This window comes from Plesiomonas sp. ISS29, from assembly GCF_056522795.1.
In genome coordinates, this window is record NZ_JAWRZQ010000001.1 from 2,971,465 (window position 1) to 2,996,845 (window position 25,381).

The following is a 25,381-nucleotide window of genomic DNA, read 5'->3' on the forward strand; positions in this document are numbered from 1 at the left end:
CGCTCACAACGCGTTAACCTAAGCGCCACCGATCACTTTTTTTAACCACTTTTCTCATCCCTTTCTCTTGGTGGTTTTGGCCGCCTGCTTTACTCTGTCAACAGCCGATTTATATGACGAAAGGATCGCCTATCATGTCAATCATCAATAAAGTACGCTGCGCGCTGACAATGGGTCAGGGTGTCGCGCTACCCGAGCACTCCCCCAAAGAGCAAGATAACCCTATCAACCTGTTTCACAAATGGTATAACGATGCCAAAGAAGCCGGCATTATTTTACCCGAATCAATGACACTCGCGACCGTAGATGCCTCAGGCCAGCCCTCTGCACGCATCGTTCTGATGAAAGATTTCACCGAGCAGGGCATCACTTTTTACACCAACTATGACAGCCGCAAAGGCCATGAGCTTGAGCAAAACCCAAAAGTTGCCTTGGTCTTTCACTGGAATATTCTGCAACGTCAGGTGCGCATTGAAGGCACAGTCGAGCGCGTCAGCACCGAAACCTCCAATGCCTATTTTCACAGCCGGGCACGCGGCAGCCAAATCGGTGCGTGGGCATCCCACCAATCCCAGCCGCTGACTAACCGCCAAGAGCTTGAAGCACGGGAAGCTGAATTTGCCCAAAAATTTGCCAACGGTGAAATCCCGCTGCCACCTTACTGGGGCGGTTTTTTAGTTCGCCCGCATGCCATTGAATTATGGCAGGGTAAAGCCAGCCGGCTGCACGACCGTATCCGCTTTGAACAGCATCAGGGTACATGGCAACCGCAGCGTCTTAACCCGTAAAACCGGCCCTGTATCACCGGCACTGTATTGTAGTAACAAGGCTCTGCTCTGTTGTTTTTCAACCAGCAAAAGCAAAGAAAAGAGCCTCTTTTTTGCAAGATGAGAACGGCTTTCCCAACCCAACTGCTTCACATATATCCTGTCTATACCCTATCGCGTAATGCCTCACACTCTATCTATGCTTAGATTGCATATATACATAAAACTGAATCGGCATAACCTGCATTCACGGTTTTTTATTACCACCGCTTATACTTAACCCGCGGCTGAAAATAAGAATAAATAATCACACTAAGCTACATATTTAGTGATTAAAGCCAAAAGTGTGATCAGTGACAGATGTTCATACATTAAGCGGTTGACAACTTTCCTTACAATGTGAAATATCAGATAACGGTGTCTGCATGTGAAATGCGTGGAATATCCATACCACACGTTAGCTCACGCACACCTTCCCGCGTATTTAATCGTTTATTAGGTAATCAAGGAGTAAGTCATGCAAGAGTCAACCCGAGCACGTGTCGCGGCCATTATCGGTGCGTCAGCGTGTAATAAACGGGTGTTATCTGTCTATGATTATCAAGCGGGCCGCTACAAAAACACCCAGGTAAAAATCAGTGAAGGGCGCATCAGCGGTTATGATCTGAATAGCCACAGTGGTTTTCAGACCCATAACAGTCGGGCAGGTAAACTCGATTTTTATGATGCACAAACCCACGCCAAAGTGCAGCTTGAACTCAGTGGTAATCGATTTAAGGGTTATGACTTCCATACCGGAAAGTATTTCCATGGCAGCATTAACGGGCGCAACATCGGTCTTTACGACACCGAAACCGGTCGCCAGCACCACTACTCTGCCCGCTAGACAGCAACACGTTCTCTGTTAAACCGAGAAAACAACCGATTTATCGGCCGGTTATTATCTGTTAACGATAAAATCCCGTACCGCCATAAAGATCAACCATAAAAAAAGCGCCTTTCGGCGCTTTTTCATTATTGGGCATATGAAAAATCAGTACTTCTGAGCATAAACCACAATAAATATACAAACATGCGTAAATTAATGCTCACGCGTTTTGCGGAACTGCACATCAGGGTAGCGCTCTTGGCTCAAGTTCAAATTGACCATCGTCGGCGCAATATAGGTCAAGTTATCACCGCCATCGAGTGCCAGATTGACTTCATTCTTACGCTGGAATTCATCAAACTTCTTCACATCAGCACACTCAACCCAACGAGCAGTTGATACGTTAACCGACTCATACAAGGCATCAACGTTGTACTCTGATTTCAGGCGAGCAACCACCACATCAAACTGCAACACTCCTACCGCACCCACAATCAGATCATTACTAATCAGTGGGCGGAATACCTGTACCGCACCCTCTTCAGACAACTGAACCAACCCTTTGAGCAGCTGCTTTTGCTTCAACGGATCACGCAGACGAATGCGGCGGAACAGCTCAGGCGCAAAGTTAGGGATACCGCTAAAACGCATATCCTCACCCTGTGTAAACGTATCACCAATCTGAATCGTGCCATGGTTATGCAGACCGATAATATCGCCCGCATACGCCACTTCTGCATGCTCACGATCACCGGCCATAAAGGTCAACGCATCAGAGATCACCACCTCTTTGCCCAGACGCACATGGCGCAGCTTCATGCCTTTTTCATATTTACCAGAAACAATACGCATAAAGGCCACACGGTCACGGTGCTTCGGATCCATATTCGCCTGGATCTTAAACACAAAACCGGTGAATTTCTCTTCTGTAGCAGCCACTTCACGGCTGTCTGTTTTACGCGGCATTGGTGTTGGTGCCCACTCAACCAAACCGTCGAGCATATGATCAACACCAAAGTTACCCAGTGCTGTACCAAAAAATACCGGCGTTAAGCTGCCATCTAAAAATGCCTGTTGATCAAACTCATTCGACGCACCCTGCACCAGCTCTAACTCTTCACGCAGTTGTGCCGCCAAATCTTCGCCGACTGCATTATCAAGCTCTGCCGTGTGCAACCCTTTGATAATGCGCACTTCCTGAATCGTATGGCCCATACCGGTTTGATACAGATACGCTTCATCTTTATACAGGTGATACACACCCTTAAATAACTTACCGCAGCCAATCGGCCAGGTAATCGGCGCACAGGCGATCTTCAGCTCGCTCTCAACTTCATCAAGCAGCTCAAGTGGATCACGAATATCACGGTCAAGTTTGTTCATAAACGTGAGGATCGGGGTATCACGCAGACGGGTCACTTCCATCAGCTTACGGGTACGATCTTCAACACCCTTTGCCGCATCAATCACCATCAGGCAGCAGTCTACTGCGGTCAAAGTACGGTAGGTATCTTCAGAGAAATCCTCATGCCCTGGAGTATCAAGCAAGTTTACCAGCATCTCTTTATACGGAAACTGCATCACCGACGTGGTAATTGAGATCCCGCGCTGCTTCTCCATCTCCATCCAGTCAGATTTTGCATGCTGGTTTGAACCGCGCCCTTTCACCGTACCGGCAGTTTGAATCGCCTGCCCGAATAACAGCACTTTTTCAGTGATGGTTGTTTTACCGGCATCCGGGTGAGAGATAATTGCAAACGTGCGGCGAGTCGCCACTTCCTCTAGATATGACATAAAACTTGGCAAATCCTGTGATCAATTTAAGGGATACAAAGCCGTTATCTCTTGCTGCACCCTTTCTATATAGGCAATAAACAGCCTCACCGCTGTGTGGTGATCTTCACACACAGCCATGACGCATATATCCGCATAGAGATTCAGTTCAGAGACAGCGCATCAGAAATAGCGCAGAGGCGTTTCACTTTAACAACGCAACACACCAAACGCTCAGAAGGGCGAAATTATAGCCGAAAAGCTGTGCGCCGTCAGCCTAATGGCAATGCCATAATCACCGCATTTTCACGGCCCTGCGCACACGGGTAGTAATTACGACGAATAGTCACCTCATTAAAGCCTTCTCGCTCATACAACGCACGAGCGCGCAGATTTGACTCGCGAACTTCCAACCACAATGTCACCACATCCTGAGTCGCTAATGATTCCCCCAAATGGCGCAATAGCTGCAAACCCAATCCTTGGCCTTGCCACTGTGGGGCTATCGCAATATTAAACAGCGTAGCTTCATCCAAAATAACCTGCGTGATGGCAAAACCCACCAGCTGGCCATCTTTTACCAACTTCACATTGACATAACGCTCGCCAAAATTATCTTGGAACGTCTTTTCACTCCACGGAAACGCATGTGCCGCCACTTCAATAGTATAGGCCTGCGGCCACTCATCGGCCTCTAACGTGGTAATCTGAACACTCATTTGGTTTATCCGTTACGGGTCATTATTTATGCCTGATAGCCAGACTTACGCAGAAGCCGATTGACGCTCATAGCCCACAATCTGCTGCCATAGCTGCTTTTTCGCCACATCGCTGGTCATCAGTGCAGACAACTCCGCTGAGTACAACTGCCGACAGCCACTCAACGGCACACCTTCACAGCCCATCAGCCACAGCCAGCATGCATGCTCTACATGCACAAAATCATACTGTTCAGGCCGTACATGGCAAACCTGCTCAGGGGCAACCTGCAGCGTCCGCAGTACATCTTCAAACACTTTGCCCGTCGGTAGCACGGTAGCCACTACAATCAGTTGAATCTGCGTATCAACACGCACGGCAGCATCACCTTGCAATGCCGCCGGCTGACTCAATTGCCACTGCGTGATCCCGATCTGTTGTAAGATCCAGTCGCGTCTTTCGCTCATACCGCCCTCTTACACACCCAATCGCAGTAATAATATGGTATCAGACCGACAGAAGCAGTCACAGCCACGTGAAGATCCTTTATAATCGCTTTTTATCTTATAACATTGAGAAAACGCCATGCTGTGCCCTGCCAGTGAAGTTTTGCTACGCCACGAAGATGAGTTTTCATCTCGCCACATTCTGTTTGCCGGAGATCTGCAAGATGAATACCCTTTGCAAATCAGTGCAGCACACGTGCAAGTGCACACCGCACACTTTGGCCGCTGGCTGACGTTACAACCGAAACTGGGTCAAGCAGCAACCTTTGGTCTGACGTTGGATTCAGAGCAACTGCGTGGTATTGATACCCTGATCTACTACTGGCCAAAAACCAAACAAGAAGCCCTGATGCAGATGACACAACTGCTCAGCGTACTGCCCATTGGTATTGATATTTTCGTAATTGGTGAAAACCGTAGCGGTGTTCGCTCGGCAGAAACACTGCTCGCCCCGTTTGGTGCGGTACATAAAATTGACTCTGCCCGTCGCTGTGGTTTATACCACTTCACTTTGCAACAACAAGCCCACTATTCACTGGCGGATTGGTGGCACACCTATACCCTCAACGATCTGCAAATCCACGCCCTTGCCGGTGTCTTTAGCAGCAATGAACTCGATGTCGGCTCGCGTATTTTATTGTCGTCCGTCACAACTCCAGTCAGCGGGAATGTGCTTGATCTCGGCTGCGGTGCCGGTGTCATTGGTACACAATTGGCGCGTAACAATCCTGATATCACACTGACATTTAGTGATATCAACGCTATGGCATTGGAATCCGCACGCATCACGGCAGAAAAAAACCAAATCAGCGCCACTGTCGTTGCCAGCGATGTTTTCTCTGCGTTTAGCACGCAAACTCAAGGTGCACAGCCACTGTTTGATCTGATTATCTCAAATCCACCGTTCCACGATGGCTTGAGCACCTCGTATCTCGCCACCGAAACACTGATCAAGCAAGCACCACAATATTTGCGTGAAGGTGGAGAGTTACGGATCGTTGCCAACGCATTTTTACCCTACCCTGATTTGCTCGATAGCGTATTTGGCAGCCATCAAGTTATTGCCCAAACCGGTAAGTTCAAAGTTTACCGTGCGGTAAAACAGACCAAACGTGGAAAGTGATGTATTTTCCAGCAAACGTGGCTTTATTTGTCTGTTTTAATAATTAATGATTGACGCAACGGGGGAAATCGCTAAAAATGCGCCCCCGTAGTTGATCTGATTTACAGATAAAGTTCAACTCGGCAAAGCAACAAAATCGCAGTGATAATAACGCGATAGCAGAATTAACATGCAGTATGCGAAGGTGGCGGAATCGGTAGACGCGCTAGCTTCAGGTGTTAGTGTCTTAACGGACGTGAGGGTTCAAGTCCCTCTCTTCGCACCACATCTTGTTATTCGGTTATCGATACTCGCTCGGTTTACAGCTTTGACAGTCAGTGAAAATGCAATGCGAAGGTGGCGGAATCGGTAGACGCGCTAGCTTCAGGTGTTAGTGTCCTAACGGACGTGAGGGTTCAAGTCCCTCTTTTCGCACCAAATTCCTGACAAATTTCTGATGATATATGCGAAGGTGGCGGAATCGGTAGACGCGCTAGCTTCAGGTGTTAGTGTCTTAACGGACGTGAGGGTTCAAGTCCCTCTCTTCGCACCACACATCAGAATTGTGCAATCAATACCGTTCAATAAATGGAACGGCAATCTGTGTATAGACGGCAATCTGTGTATAGATAGATAGATAAATAGATTGTGCAAAAGTAACAAGCAAGACCAAGCAACATACCAGTGCGAAGGTGGCGGAATCGGTAGACGCGCTAGCTTCAGGTGTTAGTGTCCTAACGGACGTGAGGGTTCAAGTCCCTCTCTTCGCACCAACAATTAACGGCGAGAGCCGTTTTTTTGTGCCTAAATTTCAGCAAACTAATCATTTCAGTGTCTTATTTACCTCTACACATCCAGCCAAATAGCCTATTGCCTCTCTACCTACGCATTAACACTCCCGTAAAAACCGTCAAATTATATACACAGTATAACTGCACTTTTCATGCTCTTTATTCACAATTTTTGCGCAGAGAAGCACACTATTTGGCCTCTTTGATTGCAGACATCTTGTCATTCACGTTAAAACAGCACATCCCTATTTTTCCGGATACGAGATAATTTAACGAGCAATGGCATTAAAATCCCTCTTTTATAAAAAACTACAGCCTAAGCTGATGTTGGCATTTTTGCTCATCGGTACGATCCCATTTAGCCTTACGGCATGGTTTTTATTAAAAGTGCATGCCACTGATCTGACCGAACAGACCAATAACTACCTCGTTGCCGTTCGTGATATTAAAAAAAACCAATTAAATGATTACTTTCACTCCCTTGAAGAGCAAGTTCTCGGTTTTGTAAATACCGAGCTTGCCTCGGCAGCCGGAGGGCGTTTCTATGGCCTCGTAAATGCCTTTCAAATGCTCGGTGATAATGATGAACAAGCCAGAATTAATGCTCAAAATCGTTACATTCCCGGCAGCGGCGATAAACCGAGCGCCCTACTGAGTGCTGAAACCCCACAAGGGTATGGGGCATATGTCGGCAGTGAGCGCTATCGGTTACTGCACAGCCGCTTTCACCCTTCATTTGTCGAAAAACTGCGTTTTTCTGATTTTTCAGATATTTTAATTGCCAATACACAGGGCGATATTGTCTATTCGGTGATGAAAAACCGTAACTTTGGCACCAACTTACTGCAAGGCCCGTGGAAAAACAGCGCGTTATCCGATGCCTTTAAGCGGACTCTTTTAGCCACTGAACAACACACTGCCCAAGCCAGTAAAGTGAAAAAAACACCGCTGATATTTATCGATTTTGCCGTAGACCCTATCAGCAAAGAGCATGTGGCCTACCTTGCCGCACCGGTTGAGCAAAATGGCTATTTACACTCTATTTTCATCTTCCAGTTAACAAAACGTAAATTAAACAGCATCTTAAGTGATGCTCAACTGCTCGGTAAAACCAGCTCTATTATTCTAGTCGGGCACGATAATATCGCCCGAGGCGTCACGCCGATGTATGCCCAGCAAACAGCACAACCTCAGCCGTTAACCAGCCCATTAATTCAACAGGTTACTGCGGGAAAAACCGGTAATGGCAACAGCACATCTATTAACGGCGCACCGGTGATCGCCGCCTTTACGCCACTCTCAGTCTTCGAACAATCATGGGGGCTGATTACCGAGACCAAAGCGGAAGAGGCATTTGCACGGATAGAGTCGGCCAAAAAGCTCTTTTTAGCCATTATGATGCTTACCCTCGCAGCTGTTATTTTGGTCTCTCACTGGTTATCGAACTCAATTACCGCCCCAATTAAACAGTTAATGGATGCCGCCAAAGAGGTTTCCGATGGCAATCTTGACCACCCAATTGCCGGGCAAAATCGTGATGACGAGCTCGGCAGTCTGGCCAAAAGCTTTGCCTTTATGCAGGCCTCTATCCGCGATCAGCTCGACTTGATTAAAGCGCAAAATGATGAATTAGCCCAAAAAGTGGCGGTCATTGAAATTCAAAACACCGAACTGCAGGCTGCCGATAAACTCAAAGATGAGTTTCTGGCCAATACCTCACATGAGCTTCGCACCCCTTTGCACGGCATGCTGGGTATTGCAGAATCTATGCTGGCCGGTGCTGTTGGCGTACTCACGCCACAGCAAGAGCATCAACTAGCCATGATAGCCAAAAGCGGCCACCGCCTCTCTAAACTGGTCAACGAACTGCTCGACTACCATAAAATGCGCTATGGCGATCTCTCACTGCACGTACAACCGGTTGATATCAGTGCCGCCGCCAGTGTCGTTATCGAGCTATCACAACATCTGTTAACAGATAAGCCGGTCAAAATTATTAACCGCATATCCGCACAAACCCCGCATGTTATTGCTGACGAACAGCGGCTAGAACAGATTTTGTATAATCTGCTCGGCAACGCCATCAAATTTACCAGCGAAGGTAAAATCATTCTCTCCGCCGAACAACACGATGACTCACTGGTCATATCGGTTCGTGATACCGGGCAGGGTATTCAGCCAGAGATGGTTCAGGCCATTTTCGAACCGCTGGTTCAAGCAAATCGGCAAAGTATCGGGTCAGGCCTCGGTCTTGGGCTGAGCATCAGCCGGCAATTGGTCGAACTCATGCAAGGTTCACTCAGCGTACAAACCGAGCCCATGATAGGCTCAACATTCCAATTTACCCTGCCCTTGTCCCACGCAGCATTATCGGAAAAACTGCCGCTAAATGCAGAAACTACGGCAGATTCAACCAACTCAGCAAACACCATGACCGAGCCTGCAGACATTACTGCAGTACGTTTAGCAGCTACACTACACACCGCAATAATTCCCACGCAGCTCACCACTCACCCCGTGAATGATCCGCTAGCACCACGTATCCTGATTGTTGATGACGAACCGATTAATATCCAGATCCTCTATAACTACCTTAGCTTGTCAGGTTTTAACCTGTGCAGTGTCACCCACGGGGAAGACGCTATTCGCTACTGCCTCGAGCACGAGCCCGATCTGGTATTGCTCGATGTCATGATGCCAGAGATCACCGGTTATGATGTCTGTAAAGCGCTACGCGAACACTTTGATCGCGTACAACTGCCGATTATTATGCTAACGGCTCTCAGTCAGCCGGAAGAGATAGTCCGAGGTTTCAGTGCCGGTGCCAATGATTACCTGACCAAGCCCTTCTGCCAAGATGAGTTGCTGGCTCGTATCCATACTCAGCTTGATACCCAGAAAATTGCCGGAATTCAGCAAGAAAATCGGCAACTGCAACAAACCCTCAAACAAGAACAGACACTGATCAGTAGCTTAAAAGGTCTACAGCAACGCCTGCTCACCCTGCTTGAACACAGCATAGAGCCTATTTTGCTGACCGATATCAACGGCAATATCAAACTGGCAAACAAAGCAGCACAACTGCTGCTGCACACTCCAGATAACGAGCTAACACAGCACTCACTCAATGATTGGCTTCACCAACCACTGTCGACACTCCTGCCCGCATCGCATGAGTTTTATCAGGGCGAAATTACCCTGACAATTAATGGTGAGCCACGGGAACATGCCATCCAGCTATCACGTTTACCGGCCAGTACCGAGCTCGGTTATCTGGTTATTTTCAAACACGGGGCAACCTTACCCAATCAGCGCGTACAAACTCTTGAGAATGCACTGGAGTCTTTGGCAACCTTTGCACACAACGGAAATCAGGCCGATCTTGAGCAACTGCGCGCCTTAGGCAGTGAGTTTGCAGAACTCGCCGAGCGTCTACAGGGCAGCGAAGAGCGTGATGCAAAATTGCGCGAAGTTATTGTCAATGCAATGAAAATAACCCTAACTTACTGGGAAGAGAGTAGCGGGAAAGGGAAATTTGATCTGGCCGAACAGAGCGGATTATGGCGGGTCTATATTGACCGTGGCACACTACAGACACGTACCCTAGATAAATACTTGCAAATTGAAACGCTGCCCAAAACACCGCGCTGGCGTACGGTCTTAAGTACCCTTGATTTTGTCTTACAGCACAGTAAAAAACGAAATGATAATCGAACGATACTTGAAAACCTGCGTCAGCAACTGCAACAGTTATTAAAATAGCGCACCTTTGTCGGCAGACCCCACGCTGCCGACACTTGGCTGTCCGCACAATAGTTACCCTACTGCCATTTAGTACTCTGGTAACTCAATAAAAACCAAGTCAGCTAAACGGTATATTACTCACCTAATTACTGCCCTAAATCCCCTTCAAAACTACGCTCTTATCCCAATGAATAGCGCTATAAACCGGTAATAATGGCTGATAAAACACACAGAGCACAACTAGATGACGGGATTGAGATACTAATCACACGATTTCACGCTGACAGTTTTTTACGCTAGCGAAAAAACAAATAGCATTTATTCGTTACATTAATTTACAATTTAAAATAAATTAATAACTATAAAATCAATATGTTAAGTAAAATGAATTGTATTAATAATTACATTTTTCAGTAATAAATTCGGAATTAAAATCACACATCGATGTGGGCATACTTCGGCCATCACAATATTTTTGCCGTTTTTAACGTAAAAACCACTAAGTTTTACGATATTAACGAAACCGCAGATTGACGCATTTAGCAAAGAAGCGTTTCCTTAGATTGCTGAAGCAGGAAATGCCATCGTTACTACGGGGAGAGAAATAGGAGATGTATAACGATGGCCGACAGCAAGTAAGACAGTTTAGTTTCACTTTTTTGATAACTTCTGTACTTACCACTGCATCAAAACTAATAAGCAAATAGTAAGGAACAGCTATGCTTAGGAAGACAAAAATTGCGGTAGCACTGTTAGCAGCGGTAACCTCTGGCCTCTCTGCAACTGCAACTGTTGCGGCAGAAAAATCAATGGTCACCATTGTCCCAGACTTCTTCACTGCATTTGTTAGAAACTTCAACCCGTACCTGAATACAGCTCTGCGTACTACCACTGACTTTATTTACGAGCCATTAGTGGTATTTAACGAAATGAAGGGTAACGAACCTGTTTTCCGTTTGGCAACAGGCTTCACTATGTCACCTGATCTGAAGAGCGTCACCTTTGACATCCGTGATGGTGTTAAGTGGTCTGATGGTCAACCATTCAGCGCCGATGACGTTGTTTTCTCATTCGATATGGTGAAAAAACACCCAGAGCTGGATACTGTCGGTATTTACAAATGGATTTCTAAAGCCGAGAAAGTAGGCACAAACCAAGTTAAATTTGATTTGGTTGAAGTCAACACTGCGGTTGCTAACGAAATCGTTAAAGTCCCTGTTGTTGCAAAACACGTATGGGAAAAAGTGAAAGACCCAGTCACTTTCACTAACGAAAATCCAGTCGGTAGCGGCCCGTATACCCAAATCGACACCTTCACACCACAACTGTACGTGCAGTGTGAAAACCCAAATTACTGGGAAAAAGACAAAGTCAAAGTTGACTGTCTACGTATGCCACAAATCGCAAACAACGATCAGCTACTGGCTAAAATCGTTAACAGCGAGCTGGACTGGACCTCTTCGTTCATTCCTGACATCGACCGTACTTATGCAGCAGCATCACCAACGCATAAATATTGGTACACCCCAGCAGGCTCTACTGCATTCCTGCTGAACTTCAAGAGCCCGAATGCGGCTACCAATGAAGCCGTTAACAACGTTGATTTCCGTCGTGCATTCTCAATGGCACTTGATCGCCAAGCTATCATTGATATCGCCGCATACGGTAACGGTGTCGTGAACGACTATGCATCTGGTATCGGTGCAGCATTCAAAAACTGGGCAAGCGAAGGTACACACAACAAATACAAGCCATTCATGACACATGATGTGAAAGGCGCGAAAGAGTTGTTGGCAAAAGCTGGCTTTAAAGACACTAACGGCGATGGCTTTGTTGAAACACCAACCGGTAAGAAACTTGAGCTGACCATTATCAGCCCGAACGGTTGGACTGACTTTAACAACGTCGTACAGCTGGGTGTTGAACAACTCGCTGATGTGGGTATCAAAGCGAAATCTGCAACACCTGAATTTGCCGTGCTGAACACAAAAATGGCAAAAGGTGACTACGATGCGGCCTTCACCAACTACTTCCACGGCCCAACACCGTTCAAATACTTTGATACTGCGTTTAACTCTAAGTATCAAGGTGGCGAACAATTCGGCCGTTTCGCCATGCACCACTACAAAGATGCTCAGCTAGACAAACTGTTGGACTCTTTCAACAAAACTGCAGATAAAAAAGAGCAGCACGAAATCATGAACCAGATCCAAGAGCGCGTTGCGTCTCAACAGATCACCGTTCCTGTATACAGTGGTGTTGAATTCTTCCAGTACAACACCAAGCGTTTCGACGGCTGGTTTAATGAGAAGAATCCGGTTGCTCGTCCACAAATTTGGGCCGGTTACCCAGAGCGTTTACTGCAAGTTCTGTCTTTAACACCGAAACAGTCTTAACAGACCTGAGGCCTGGGGTTGGCTCAGGCCTCCATTAATCTTCAACCCCCTGTATATCCGCCAAGCAAGCTGGCCGAACGGAGCCAGGGGGTTTTCTTTACCCTAATAATTATAAAAAGCGGTGCCTGACAAGGAATCCAAGGACACAAATTCTTAAGGAAAGGTGTGAGTTATGGGCTTTTTTATTAGACGTTTATCTTTTTATCTCGTCGCATTTATGGTCGCCGCGACGATTAATTTTGCACTGCCGCGTGCTATGCCCGGTGATCCCGTCACTATGATGTTTGCTTCGGCAACAGCACAAGTGACACCAGAAAAAATCGAAGCACTGAAAAAAATGTTCGGGTTTGTTGATGCCCCAATGTGGCAACAATATTTAACGTACATCAAAAGTATTTTCAGTGGCCAATTAGGGATATCTACTCAGTTCTTCCCTGCTACCGTCAATGATGTTTTAGCCTCCGCATTTGGCTGGTCACTGTTTCTTGCCGGTACTGCTATTATCGTCGCCTTTGCCATTGGTTCAGTGATGGGTATTTTTGCGGCATGGTTCCGCGGAAGCCGCTACGACTCCATCGCCTCCCCACTGATGATGGTCTTCCAAGCAGTTCCTCCGGTAGTCGTCGCTCTACTGGCACTATTTACCTTTGGTGTCGGTCTGCAATGGTTCCCTACCAGTTATGCATTCACCCCCGGTACAGAGCCTGCGTTTAGCTGGGAATTTATCAGTGATGTGCTGTATCACGCCATCATGCCAGTCGGTTGTGCTGCGCTGATTCAAGTCGGTGGTTTTTTGATCACCATGCGTAACAACATGATTAACCTACTAAACGAAGACTTTATCACCATGGCAAAAGCCAAAGGCTTGAGCCAAAACCGAGTGGTCTTTAACTACGCGGCCCGTAACGCCATTCTGCCAACCGTTACCGCACTCTCGATGGCATTAGGTACAGCAATTGGTGGTCAGTTAATTATCGAAATCGTCTTTAACTACCCAGGTCTTGGCACCGTACTTTATAAAGCAATTCTGGCGCGTGATTATCAGGTAATTCAAGGCCAGCTGCTGTTGATGTGTGTCTTTATGCTGACGTTCAACTTCATTGCTGACTTGCTGTATGTCGTTCTAGATCCACGTCTACGCAAGGGAGGGAAATAATCATGCGTATGCCTAGTTTTGTCAAAATTCTGCTCGGAAACCCCAAGGCGTTGGTGGGTTCAGGCATTATTGTTGCCTTTATTTTACTGGCACTGTCAGCCTCAATGGTCACCACCCATGTGCCTGATAAACGTGTTGGCCGCCCACATGAAGCACCGAGTGCAGAGCATGTAATGGGCACAACCCGTATGGGCCGTGATGTGATGAGCCAAGTTATTCATGGCGGGCGTATCTCACTAGCGGTTGGTTTTGGTGCCGGCATTATCGTCTGTACTTTAGCTGTCGCGATGGGCGTTACTGCCGGTTACTTCGGTGGCAAAATTGATGAAGTTCTGACCTTTTTCATGAACGTTATGTTGGTTATCCCACAACTCCCGCTGCTGTTTGTGCTAGCGGCATTCATAGGTCAAGCGAGCCCTCTAGTCATCACACTCATTATCGGCCTCACGTCATGGGCGTGGGGAGCAAGGGTTGTCAGAGCGCAAACAATGTCATTACGGGAAAAAGAGTTTGTTAAAGCAGCCGAACTACTGGGTGAACCCTCTTGGCGGATCATTTTAGTCGAGATCCTACCTAACCTAATGTCAATCATTGGTGCATCGTTTATCGGCTCTGTGATGTACGCCATCATGACTGAAGCAACACTTGAGTATCTGGGCTTAGGCGATCCAAACGTCGTTAGCTGGGGCATCATGCTCTACAACGTACAAACCTCATCTTCTATTTTGGTGGGTGCATGGTGGGAAGTTATCGCACCTTGTGTGGCACTGATGATTTTAGTCGTAGGCCTTGCTCTGCTGAACTTTGCTGTCGATGAAATTGCCAACCCACAACTACGCTCACACAAAGGCATGCAACGCTGGAAATTACTGTCCAATAAAAAACAACAGCCGGAGGGAACCGCATGAGTCAGGATATTCAGTTAGAAGTCCGTAACCTTTGTGTCGACTACATCACTGATGCTGGTGATATCCGTGCGGTAAATAACGTCAGTTTCGACATCAAAAAGGGTGAAATTTTTGGTCTGGCCGGAGAGTCTGGTTGCGGTAAAAGTACCGTCGCCTTCTCTGCCATGCGTCTGCATAAGCCGCCGGCATTCATCACCGGTGGCCAGATCCTGTTTGATGGCCGTGATATTTTAAAATTCAGCGAAAATGAAATGGCTAAATTTCGCTGGAGTAATATCAGCATGGTCTTCCAAAGTGCCATGAATGCGCTCAATCCGGTACTTACGCTCGAAGAGCAATTTTGTGATGTATTGATGGCACACACCAACATGACCCGTCAGCAGGCCGTACGCCGTGCTGAAGGTCTGCTGGAGATTGTCGATATTCATCCAAGTCGCCTCAATGACTATCCGCATCAGTTCTCAGGCGGGATGCGTCAGCGTTTAGTCATTGCCATTGCGCTGGCACTCAACCCTAAATTGATCATCATGGATGAACCTACTACCGCACTCGATGTGGTTGTTCAGCGCGAGATCCTGCAAAAGATCTATGCACTGAAAGAAGAGTTCGGCTTCTCTATTTTGTTCATCACCCATGACTTGAGCTTAATGGTCGAATTTACTGACCGTATCGGCATCATGTACGCCGGTGAGTTAGCAGAAGTTGCTCCATCAAAAGCCATTTTGACTTCACCGTATCACCCTTATACCGAAGGGCTGGCCAGCTCATTCCCACCAATGTTTGGGCCGAAAACCAAACTGGCGGGAATTCCCGGAAATCCACTCAATATGCTGGATATACCGGTGGGCTGTCGTTTCCAAGCTCGTTGCCCGAAAGCAACCTCGCAGTGCTTTACCGAGTACACCAAACTGCATGAAGTTGAATCACAGCGCTTTACTAACTGCCATCTGTTTACCCAGCAGGCAGAACAGAAGCTGGTTATCGGATAAGGAGTTAAGCCATGACCAATATTGTCGATCTACCAATTATTGAAGGAAAAGGGATAGTCAAAGACTTCCCGATTAATAGCCACGCACTGGCAAAGCCGATGATGCGGGCGCTCAATGATGTGTCATTTAAATTATACCGTGGCCGTGCGCTGGCCGTAGTAGGTGAATCGGGTTCAGGTAAAAGTACAACAGCCCGCATCATCTCAAAAATGTATACCCAAACAGCCGGTAAAATCACCTATAAAGGGCGTGATATTAAAGAGATTAAATCACGCTCCGAGATGCTTGAGTACCGAGCGGGTATTCAAATGGTATGGCAAGATCCGTTTGGATCACTAAACCCAACACACAACATTTACCACCATATTGCCCGCCCTTTGCTGCTACATAAAAAAGTGCATGGTGAGAAGGAGTGCCGTGAGCGTGTATACCAACTGCTCGAGCAAGTTGGGTTAGTGCCGGCAAAAGCCACTGCAGAGAAATACCCCCACCAGCTCTCTGGTGGGCAGCGTCAGCGGGTCAATATCGCCCGTAACCTTGCTGTCGAAGCCGATGTGGTTCTGGCTGATGAGCCAACCTCCATGCTCGATGTCTCCATTCGCGCCGGTGTTCTAAACCTGCTCGAAGAAATGAAACATGAAAATCAGATGGCCATGATGTACATCACCCACGATATCGCCACAGCCCGTTATTTGGCAGAGGATATCGCCGTTATGTATGTCGGCCATATGGTTGAATGGGGTGATACCGAAGAAGTGATCCATCATCCTCAACACCCATATACCCGATTGCTCATCTCTGCTGTGCCTGATCCGAGCAAGAGTATTCACGCCCAACTCGAAGGTGAGAAAGGCGAAATACCACTCTGGACGCCAGACAGCATCGGTTGCCCATTTGCCGCCCGCTGTACCCATGCAACAGCAAAATGTACAGATGCGTTGCCGGAAGTTACTCAACTTGGCACTAACCACTTTGTCCGTTGCCACCTTTTCGCATAAGGAATGTCCATGCTGCTAGTAAACCATCTCGGCTACGAGCGGCACGGCGCAAAACAGGCGGTGCTACAAGCACCGTCTGGTCTGCGCGGCCAGCAAGCCTGTCTTCACCGAGCTGAAGACAATGTTGTGGTATGTCAGGTCGCCATTGAACAGCAAGGCTCAGTTCAGGGGTGGAAAGATCGCTATTTCTATACCCTCAATTTCTCTGATTATCAGTGTAATGGGCATTTTTACCTGTCACTGGGATCGTTCAGATCACACACTTTTGAGATTGGTGAAGGCCTTTACCTGCAAAATACCCTGTCTGATGTGCTGAACTATTTTAAATCCCAGCGTTGCAGTGGGCGTTACGATCAGCAAGATCAACAGGCCGTTTTCTTTGATCATCCTGAAAAAGCCCCCGTTGATCTGCATGGTGGTTGGTACGATGCCTCTGGTGATGTTAGCAAGTATCTCAGCCACCTCTCTTTTGCTAACCACATGAATCCACAACAGATCCCTCTGGTTGCCTGGAACATGTTTCGTGCCGCAGAAATTGTGGCCGATGATAACCGCTTAAAAATTCAAAACCTGTATCACCGCATGCTTGATGAAGCCCTGTATGGCGCTGATTTTCTGGTCAGAATGCAAGCACCGGAAGGTTACTTCTACATGACACTGTTTGATCGCTGGAGTAAGCAACCGGAACAGCGCCACATTTGCAGTTACGCAACACAAGGCGGGCATAAATCAGATCAGTGGCAAGCCGGTTTCCGCCAAGGTGGTGGAATGGCGATTGCCGCACTGGCAGAAGCGGCACGGCAAACACGACACGGAGAATATGACCAGGGCACTTATCTACGTACCGCTTTGATCGGGTACTGGCATTTGCGTGAATACAATACCCGCTACCTTGATGATGGGCAGGAAAACATCATCGATGAGTATTGTGCACTGCTAGCGGCAACCGCACTCTACCGGGCAACAAGTGATCAACGCATCCAACAAGAGTGCCATTATTGGGCTGAACGTTTGTCAGCTCGGCAAAAAAACGATCATCTTCAGTCTCACTTTTGGTCTTCTGACGAACACGGCGAACGGCCGTTTTATCACGCGTCTGATGCAGGTCTGCCGGTTATTGCTCTCACTTACCATTTACAGCACAGCGCATTGCCAGCTCAAACCGTTCAGTTACAACAGGTGATCAAACAGGCAATACAGAGCGAACTGGCATTAACACAGCAAATTTTTAACCCATTTGGTTACCCGCGCCAATATGTAAAAGGGGTTCAGAGCGCCAAACGCAGCAGCTTTTTTATCCCACATGATAATGAAAGTGGCTATTGGTGGCAGGGCGAAAATGCCCGTTTAGGCTCATTAAGTTGTATGGCTATGCTCGCGCGGCCTTATCTCAATACTGAGAGCAACCCGCAACTGACGCATGCAATTAAACAGTATGCTACCCATGCATTAGATTGGATTTTAGGATTAAACCCTTTTGATATCTGTATGTTAGAGGGAGTTGGCCACAATAACCCAACCTATATCGATGCCTACCCGAGCGCCAAAGGTGGAATTTGTAACGGGATCACCGCAGGGTTTGATGACGAAGCAGATCTCGATTTTAAACCTGCCGCTTATGCTGACGATATCATGCAAAACTGGCGCTGGGGCGAGCAGTGGATCCCTCATGCCAGCTGGTATCTCTTTGCTATCACCGTAATGTTTAAGGAGTCTTCGCATGTCTGATATTTTGTTTGTCGGCGTAGATGGCGGCGGCACCAGTTGCCGCGCACGGATCCGTGATCAGCAGGGAAATACACTGGGCGAAGGTCATGCCGGCAGCGCCAATATTCTGCTGGGTGCTGAAATTGCAATGCAATCTGTTCAGCATGCCATTGGCGATGCCACCCAGCAAGCGGGGCTCTCTGTACGCGACTACCAACGTATGCACGTTTGCTTTGCGCTGGCAGGCGCAGAACATAAATCAGCACAAGACATCTTTAACCGCCTGCCAACCTCATACGCACGCCAAGTGCTGATTACCGATGCTCTGGCCGCCTGTTTAGGTGCTTGGGGTGGCAATGATGGTGCAGTGCTGATTGCCGGAACAGGCTCTTGTGGCTTGATTTATCAACACCACCAAATAACCACTCTCGGCGGACATGAGTTCCCCATCTCTGATCAGGGAAGTGGTGCACGTCTTGGTTTAGCCTGTATCCAACAAGCCCTGCTTTCGATTGAGGGAATTACCGCAGCCTCAACACTGGCCGAGGCTATTTTTAGCCAGTTTGATCTCGACATTGATAGCATCGTTAGCTGGTCAAAAACAGCTAGACCGCGTGACTATGCAGCATTCTCACCGATGATTTTCCAGTTTGCCGCACAAGGTGATTATCTGGCCCATCAACTGCTTAACAGTACAGCCCGTGATATTGAAATGTTACTCGATGCTTTGCGCAAAAAAGGGGCCGATAACGTGGCACTGATGGGCAGCATAGGTAAATACATTCAACCGTGGTTGCAATCAAGCTATCAGGCGCGCTTACAGACACCAAAACAAGATGCTATTGATGGTGCAATTCTGTATGCGCAGCAACATTTAGCGCAATCGGCAGTTATGTCGAACTAAGACGGTATTTATCATGAACTTACAACTTGAGCTTGCTACTGTTTACGTAAACCCGCCCTATTGCGGGTTTCGGGCGACTATTTTCAATCATTCAGAGCACCCTATAACGCATTGGAACTGCTGCTTTTCTATTTGCCGTTTAATCAACCCTGCTACCGTACAATATGGAAAGATCGAGCAAATCGGCAGCTTTTGTTGCTTTACCCCTAATGGTAATCCGACCCTAGCTGCCGGTGGAATGTTTAGTTTTGAATTTGAATTAGGTACAGCCCCACTTCACTACAGCAGTGATGGTTTTGGTGATGCCTACCTACAACTGACCCAAATAGATGACAAGATAGATGGCAAGATAGATGATAATAACGCTATCACGAAAACACGCTATCCCATCCACATTGGCGCATTTGATCTTGCACTCGCTGAAGCACCATTGGCTGATACACTACCAGAGGTAAATGCTAAACAAGGCATTATTCCCGCACCACAGCACTGCGTATCGGGACAGTCTACATTCATGCTGGGCGAGCTGAGCGCCATTGGGCAATCTGACACACTCGCTGACATAGCCATACAGTGGTTGCAAGAAGAGGTCTCCGCACGCTGCGGATTGCCTTTGCCGATAAAAACAGAAGGACAGATCGTTTTTCTGCGTGATATGACCCTGCCTGATGCCGCATACACTTTGATTGTTGAAGCATCAAGCATCACTCTGAGCGCAAACTCTGGTGCGGGCTTTATCCACGCTACGGCAAGCTTATTACAGTGCATTCCCGCTATGCCGGCGCACAGTAAGCAGCATGTTTACCCCGTCCACGCTGTTGAAATTCATGACCAGCCCCGCTTTGCATACCGCGGAATGATGCTTGATTGTGGCCGCCACTTTCACACTATTAGCACCATCAAACGCCTGATTAACCAGCTCGCTTATTACAAATTTAATACCTTTCACTGGCACTTAACTGATGATGAAGGCTGGCGAATTGAGATTAAAGCCTATCCGGAATTAACTAATATCGGTGCATGGCGTGGGCCAGATGAGATCATTGCCCCGCAATACACACAGCTATCTACCCGCCATGGCGGTTTTTATACCCAAGCAGAAATCCGCGATGTCATCGCCTATGCGCAGGCTCGTGGCATCATGATCATTCCAGAAATTGATATTCCTGGACACTGTCGGGCAGCTATTTTAGCGCTGCCTGAACTGCTGCGCGATCCAACAGACCACTCACAGTATCGCAGTATTCAATACTATAACGACAATATCCTCTCCCCAGCACTGCAAAGTACCTATACATTTTTAGATGCAGTCTTTGCTGAGGTATGTGATCTGTTTCCAGCCCCGTATGTTCATATCGGCGCTGATGAAGTGCCAGAAGGTGTGTGGACTAACAGCACGGCATGTCTAGCCATGATGCAACAACATAACTATCAATCCCCCAAAGAGTTACAAGGGCATCTGCTGCGTTACGTCGAACAGCAACTCAACGCGCATGGAAAACGCATGATGGGCTGGGAAGAGGCCACAGACGGTAACAAGGTCAGCAAGCAAACCATTATTTTTTCATGGCGTGGCGAAGCGGCCGGTGCTGAATGCATAACACAGGGGTATGACGTCATCATGCAACCTGCACCTTATACCTATCTTGACTTTGCACAGAGTAAAGACCCTTCTGAATCCGGAGTAGATTGGGCCGGCAATCTAAATTTGGAACAAGCTTATCATTATGAACCTCTGTCAGATCTTCCTTCTGACTCGCCATTACGTGAACATGTACTAGGCCTTCAAGCCGCTTTATGGTGCGAGCAAATTAATAATCAAAACCGCATCGATTACATGCTTTATCCACGGTTACTGGCTCTGTCCGAAGCGGCATGGAGTCAGAAACATATCCGTAACTGGCACGATTTTTTGCAACGACTACAAGCTCATCGGCCTTTGCTCGATAGACATGGCATTAATTACCGCCAATTTTAGGTGTGAGAGAACGTTACTTTAAAGGATGGTTTTTACATGAAATACGGTTACTTTGATAATGACAACAGGGAATATGTCATCACCCGTCCCGATGTGCCTGCACCGTGGACTAACTATCTAGGGGTGAACGATTTCTGTACGGTAATTTCTCACAATGCCGGTGGTTATTCTTTCTATAAATCACCTGAATATCACCGAGTCACCAAATTCCGCCCGAATGCAACCTTTGATCGTCCAGGCCACTATGTTTATCTGCGAGATGATCAGAGCGGTGATTATTGGTCTATTTCGTGGCAACCGGTAGGCAAAGACTTAGAACAAGCACAATATGAGTGCCGCCATGGTCTTTCCTATTCAAAGTTCTCTTGTCAATACAACGGGATTGATGCAAAAAAAACACTGTTTGTTCCGGTTCATGACAACGTTGAGTTGTGGGATATCACCCTTAAAAATACCGGTACAACACCGCGAACCCTAAGCGCATTCTCATTTGTCGAGTTCTCTTTTAGCCACATCACCTCTGATAATCAGAACCATCAAATGAGCCTCTATTCAGCAGGTACACGTTATGATTCCGGCGTGCTCGAGTACGATTTATTCTACAATCCAAGCAAAGAAACCGGTTATTACTTCTTTGCCTCTAGCTTTACCCCAGATAGCTTTGATGGGCTACGTGACAAATTCCTCGGTGCGTACCGTGATGAATCTAAACCGATTGCAGTAGAGCGCGGATATTGCTCTAACAGCTTTGAAAAAACCGGCAACCACTGTGGTTCACTACACAAAGCCTTTACTCTGCAACCAGGCGAAGAAGTACGCTTTGTCTATATGCTCGGTATCGGTGATATGGAAGCCGGCCAGCAATTGAAAGAGAAATACAGTAATTTAGCTAACGTTGATGCCGCTTTTGCCGAAATCAAACAACACTGGGCACAACGTGTCGAAAAATTCCAGTGTCAAACACCGCATGAAGGCCTTGATACCATGTTAAACACATGGACTCTCTATCAGGCTGAAACCTGTGTGGTATGGTCACGCTTTGCCTCATTCATAGAGGTCGGCGGGCGTACCGGATTAGGGTATCGTGATACCGCACAAGATGCGATGGCCGTTCCACACACTAACCCAGTCAAAACTAAACAACGCTTGATTGAGCTATTGCGCGGCCAAGTCAAAGAGGGTTACGGCCTGCACTTATTTGATCCGGCTTGGTTTGATCCCAATAAGAGCGATGCACCAGCGTATAAATCACCAACAGTTGTCCCGACCCCGAATGCCGATGACATGATCCACGGCTTAGAAGATACCTGTTCGGATGATGCCCTTTGGTTAGTTCCAACCGTTTGCCGTTATGTCATGGAAACCGGTGAAACCGCATTCTTTGATGAAGTGGTCAATTATGCTGATGGTGGCTCAGGTACTGTGTATGAACACCTCACTAAAATCCTTGATTTTTCAGCTAAATATGTCGGCAGCACCGGTATTTGTAAAGGCTTGCGCGCCGACTGGAATGATTGCCTAAACTTAGGTGGCGGTGAAAGTGCCATGGTATCGTTCCTGCATTACTGGGCACTTGATGCATTCATTGACGCAGCTAAATTCCTTGGCCGTGCAGGTGATGCAGAGCGTTACAGCCAAATGGCAGAAGATGTCCGAATTGCCTGCGAAGAAAATTTGTGGGATGGCGAATGGTATATTCGTGGTATCACCAAAACAGGTGAAAAGATCGGCACTCAAGAGCAAATAGAGGGTAAAGTACATCTAGAGTCCAATACTTGGGCGGTCGTTTCAGGTGTCGCGAACACTGAGCGTGCCACCAAAGCCATGGATGCCGTAGATGAGTACCTCTACTCCCCGTGGGGTTTACACCTAAATGCGCCCTCTTTTGCCACACCTAATGATGATATTGGCTTTGTCACCCGAGTTTATCAGGGCGTAAAAGAGAATGGCGCGATATTCTCACATCCAAACCCTTGGGCATGGGTTGCAGAAGCTAAACTTGGCCGCGGCGATCAAGCCATGAAATATTATGATGCCTTGTTGCCTTACAACCAAAACGATCAGATTGAAACTCGTATTGCCGAGCCTTACTCCTATGTCCAATTTGTCATGGGGAAAGATCACACATCACACGGTAAAGCCAATCATCCTTGGTTAACCGGTTCATCCGGCTGGGCCTATTTTGCTGCCACTAACTGGATTTTAGGTGTTCGTTTAAGCTTTGATGGCCTGATTATCGATCCATGCATTCCAACAAGCTGGCCTGAATTCCGTATTCAACGCCAGTGGCGAGGTGCGACCTTTAACATTCACGTTCAAAACCCAGAGCATGTCAGTAAAGGGATTAAATCAATCACACTCAACGGTAACAGCATCAACGGTGCAATTCCGGCACAAGCTGAAGGCTCAGTGCATGATGTCATTGTCATAATGGGATAATTTCAAGGGGTGATCATAAGGTCACCCCTTACTACTTTCACGGACAGAGGAGTACCATCATGATCCATTTTGGAACCGGTGGCTGGCGTGCATTTATTGGTGAAGAATTTACCAAAGCCAACGTTGAGCGGGTTAGTCAAGCGTTAGCAAATATGATTAAAGAGCAAGGCCAGCAAGATAAAGGCTTTGTTGTCGGTTTTGATCGTCGGTTTTTATCCGATAAAGCCTCAAAATGGATGGCGCAAGTTGTTGCGGCAAATGGCATCAAAGTCTATTTTGTCAAAAAATATGCGCCAACTCCAATGATCATGTTTGCAGCCAAACAACTTAAAACGGCGTTAAGTGCATGTATCACAGCAAGTCATAACCCAGCCGATTATAACGGTGTAAAAGTATTTGCTCTTGGCGGGCGTGATGCAAATGAAATAGAAACTCAACAAGTAGAACTGTTGGCCAATCAATTAACGGCTGATGATGTTCAAACCATTGATTTTGATGAAGCGGTGGCACAAGGCATCATTGAGTTATTTGACCCTACCAATGACTTTATTGACTCGATTATTAATGCCATTGATATGGAAGCTATCAAAAATAGCCATCTAAAAGTTCTGCTTGATCCCATGCATGGTGTTTCTAAAACCTGCTTACAAACGGTTCTCATCAGTGCCCGCTGTGATTTAGATGTCATCAATGATCGGCATGACACCCTTTTTGGTGGAAAACTGCCATCACCAAGTGCGCATACATTGAGCCGTTTAACCGAAATGGTTGTTGAACAAGGCTATGATATCGGTATCGGTACAGATGGAGATGCCGATAGACTCGGTATTATTGATGAGAAAGGCAATTTTATTCATCCTAATGAGATCCTAGCGCTCTTATATTACTACATGCTCAAATATAAAGGCTGGAAAGGGTCTGTGGTGCGTAACGTAGCAACTACCCACTTATTGGATAAAATAGCAGCAAGTTTTGGTGAGCAGTGTTATGAAGTCCCTGTAGGGTTTAAACATATCAGTGCCAAAATGGAAGAACAAGACTCTCTGATTGGCGGAGAAAGCAGTGGCGGCTTAACCATTCGGGGTCATATAAAAGGCAAGGATGGTATTTTTGCGGCAAGCCTTTTAGTTGAATTAATGAGTGTGAGCGGTAAAAAACTCTCTGAGTTACTCAGTGAGATTTACCATGAATACGGTTATTGCTATACCGCTGAAGGTGACTGTACATTCAAAGCTGCCGATAAACAGCGTTTATATACCAAAATCTATACCGATAAAGCGCTACCAGAGTTTAAATATGAGATAGATAAAGTCAGCTATGCTGATGGAGCAAAAGTTTACTTTAAAAATGGTGGTTGGATTATCGCCCGTTTCTCGGGTACAGAGCCGCTATTACGTATTTTTGCAGAAATGGATTGTAAAGAACGTGCAGAAGAAGTCCTCAATCAAATGAAAGACTTTTTACAGATCTAAACTGTTATTACAAACATTACAAATCATGTTATTAAATCCCTTAGCTTGCTGAGGGATTTTTTTATGCGATATAAACAATACTAAATATCTGTTTGAAATATTTAACAAGAATAGAATAACGTCAATGTGGATAAAACAGGTTATTTAGTTTGTTCAATAAATCCAAAATACCCAAACGCAACAA

The 25,381-nt window shown here is 46.8% G+C and carries 17 protein-coding genes and 4 tRNA genes; 18 read left to right on the forward strand and 3 right to left on the reverse strand.

Annotation, left to right across the window (positions count from 1 at the left end; translation table 11 throughout):
- Positions 1 to 134 precede the first annotated feature (134 nt).
- Entirely contained in the window at positions 135 to 788 is a 654-nt protein-coding gene (pdxH, locus tag AC1HDJ_RS13310) for a pyridoxamine 5'-phosphate oxidase (RefSeq protein WP_479536197.1), read from the forward strand.
- 496 nt (positions 789 to 1,284) lie between these two features.
- Entirely contained in the window at positions 1,285 to 1,653 is a 369-nt protein-coding gene (locus AC1HDJ_RS13315; RefSeq protein ID WP_479536198.1) for a hypothetical protein, read from the forward strand.
- A 195-nt stretch (positions 1,654 to 1,848) separates the two neighbouring features.
- Here the strand turns inward: AC1HDJ_RS13315 and prfC are convergent, their stop codons facing one another.
- From prfC to AC1HDJ_RS13330, 3 genes are all read right to left on the reverse strand, one after another.
- On the reverse strand, positions 1,849 to 3,429 hold the full coding sequence (gene prfC, locus AC1HDJ_RS13320; protein WP_479536199.1) for a peptide chain release factor 3: 1,581 nt from the start codon (positions 3,427 to 3,429) through the stop codon (positions 1,849 to 1,851).
- A gap of 251 nt (positions 3,430 to 3,680) precedes the next feature.
- Entirely contained in the window at positions 3,681 to 4,127 is a 447-nt protein-coding gene (gene rimI, locus AC1HDJ_RS13325) for a ribosomal protein S18-alanine N-acetyltransferase (RefSeq protein WP_479536200.1), read from the reverse strand.
- Between the two features lie 45 nt (positions 4,128 to 4,172).
- The gene (locus tag AC1HDJ_RS13330; protein ID WP_479536201.1) at positions 4,173 to 4,574 is read right to left on the reverse strand and encodes a DNA polymerase III subunit psi; all 402 of its coding nucleotides are present in this window, start codon (positions 4,572 to 4,574) and stop codon (positions 4,173 to 4,175) included.
- Between the two features lie 118 nt (positions 4,575 to 4,692).
- Between AC1HDJ_RS13330 and rsmC the strand changes: the two genes are divergently transcribed.
- From rsmC to AC1HDJ_RS13410, 16 genes are all read left to right on the forward strand, one after another.
- Positions 4,693 to 5,736, forward strand: a complete 1,044-nt coding sequence (gene rsmC / locus AC1HDJ_RS13335) for a 16S rRNA (guanine(1207)-N(2))-methyltransferase RsmC (protein ID WP_479536202.1) — start codon at positions 4,693 to 4,695, stop codon at positions 5,734 to 5,736.
- Positions 5,737 to 5,914: 178 nt separating this feature from the next.
- Positions 5,915 to 6,001: transfer RNA gene (locus AC1HDJ_RS13340), tRNA-Leu, on the forward strand.
- 65 nt (positions 6,002 to 6,066) lie between these two features.
- Positions 6,067 to 6,153, forward strand: a tRNA-Leu gene (locus AC1HDJ_RS13345).
- A gap of 28 nt (positions 6,154 to 6,181) precedes the next feature.
- Positions 6,182 to 6,268, forward strand: a tRNA-Leu gene (locus tag AC1HDJ_RS13350).
- A gap of 133 nt (positions 6,269 to 6,401) precedes the next feature.
- Positions 6,402 to 6,488: transfer RNA gene (locus AC1HDJ_RS13355), tRNA-Leu, on the forward strand.
- Between the two features lie 297 nt (positions 6,489 to 6,785).
- Positions 6,786 to 10,268 (forward strand): response regulator, encoded by a 3,483-nt coding sequence (locus AC1HDJ_RS13360; RefSeq protein WP_479536203.1) that lies wholly within the window; start codon positions 6,786 to 6,788, stop codon positions 10,266 to 10,268.
- 701 nt (positions 10,269 to 10,969) lie between these two features.
- Positions 10,970 to 12,646: an ABC transporter substrate-binding protein gene (locus tag AC1HDJ_RS13365; RefSeq protein WP_438622432.1), complete on the forward strand. Its 1,677-nt coding sequence runs from the start codon at positions 10,970 to 10,972 to the stop codon at positions 12,644 to 12,646.
- A gap of 172 nt (positions 12,647 to 12,818) precedes the next feature.
- Entirely contained in the window at positions 12,819 to 13,802 is a 984-nt protein-coding gene (locus AC1HDJ_RS13370; protein WP_438622433.1) for an ABC transporter permease, read from the forward strand.
- Positions 13,803 to 13,804: 2 nt separating this feature from the next.
- On the forward strand, positions 13,805 to 14,710 hold the full coding sequence (locus AC1HDJ_RS13375; RefSeq protein WP_479536204.1) for an ABC transporter permease: 906 nt from the start codon (positions 13,805 to 13,807) through the stop codon (positions 14,708 to 14,710).
- On the forward strand, positions 14,707 to 15,699 hold the full coding sequence (locus AC1HDJ_RS13380) for an ABC transporter ATP-binding protein (RefSeq protein ID WP_479536205.1): 993 nt from the start codon (positions 14,707 to 14,709) through the stop codon (positions 15,697 to 15,699). The genes AC1HDJ_RS13375 and AC1HDJ_RS13380 overlap by 4 nt, the downstream gene beginning before the upstream one ends.
- 11 nt (positions 15,700 to 15,710) lie before the next feature.
- Entirely contained in the window at positions 15,711 to 16,697 is a 987-nt protein-coding gene (locus AC1HDJ_RS13385) for an ABC transporter ATP-binding protein (RefSeq protein WP_479536206.1), read from the forward strand.
- A 9-nt stretch (positions 16,698 to 16,706) separates the two neighbouring features.
- A complete protein-coding gene (locus AC1HDJ_RS13390) occupies positions 16,707 to 18,425 on the forward strand; it encodes a glycoside hydrolase family 9 protein (protein ID WP_479536207.1) in 1,719 nt (572 codons plus the stop codon).
- On the forward strand, positions 18,418 to 19,308 hold the full coding sequence (locus tag AC1HDJ_RS13395) for a glucosamine kinase nucleotide-binding domain-containing protein (RefSeq protein WP_479536209.1): 891 nt from the start codon (positions 18,418 to 18,420) through the stop codon (positions 19,306 to 19,308). The genes AC1HDJ_RS13390 and AC1HDJ_RS13395 overlap by 8 nt, the downstream gene beginning before the upstream one ends.
- Positions 19,309 to 19,321: 13 nt before the next feature.
- Positions 19,322 to 21,286: a beta-N-acetylhexosaminidase gene (locus AC1HDJ_RS13400; RefSeq protein WP_479536211.1), complete on the forward strand. Its 1,965-nt coding sequence runs from the start codon at positions 19,322 to 19,324 to the stop codon at positions 21,284 to 21,286.
- A 36-nt stretch (positions 21,287 to 21,322) separates the two neighbouring features.
- A complete protein-coding gene (locus AC1HDJ_RS13405; protein ID WP_479536214.1) occupies positions 21,323 to 23,725 on the forward strand; it encodes a glycoside hydrolase family 94 protein in 2,403 nt (800 codons plus the stop codon).
- A gap of 59 nt (positions 23,726 to 23,784) precedes the next feature.
- A complete protein-coding gene (locus AC1HDJ_RS13410) occupies positions 23,785 to 25,197 on the forward strand; it encodes a phosphoglucomutase/phosphomannomutase family protein (RefSeq protein WP_479536216.1) in 1,413 nt (470 codons plus the stop codon).
- The last annotated feature ends 184 nt before the right edge of the window (positions 25,198 to 25,381 follow it).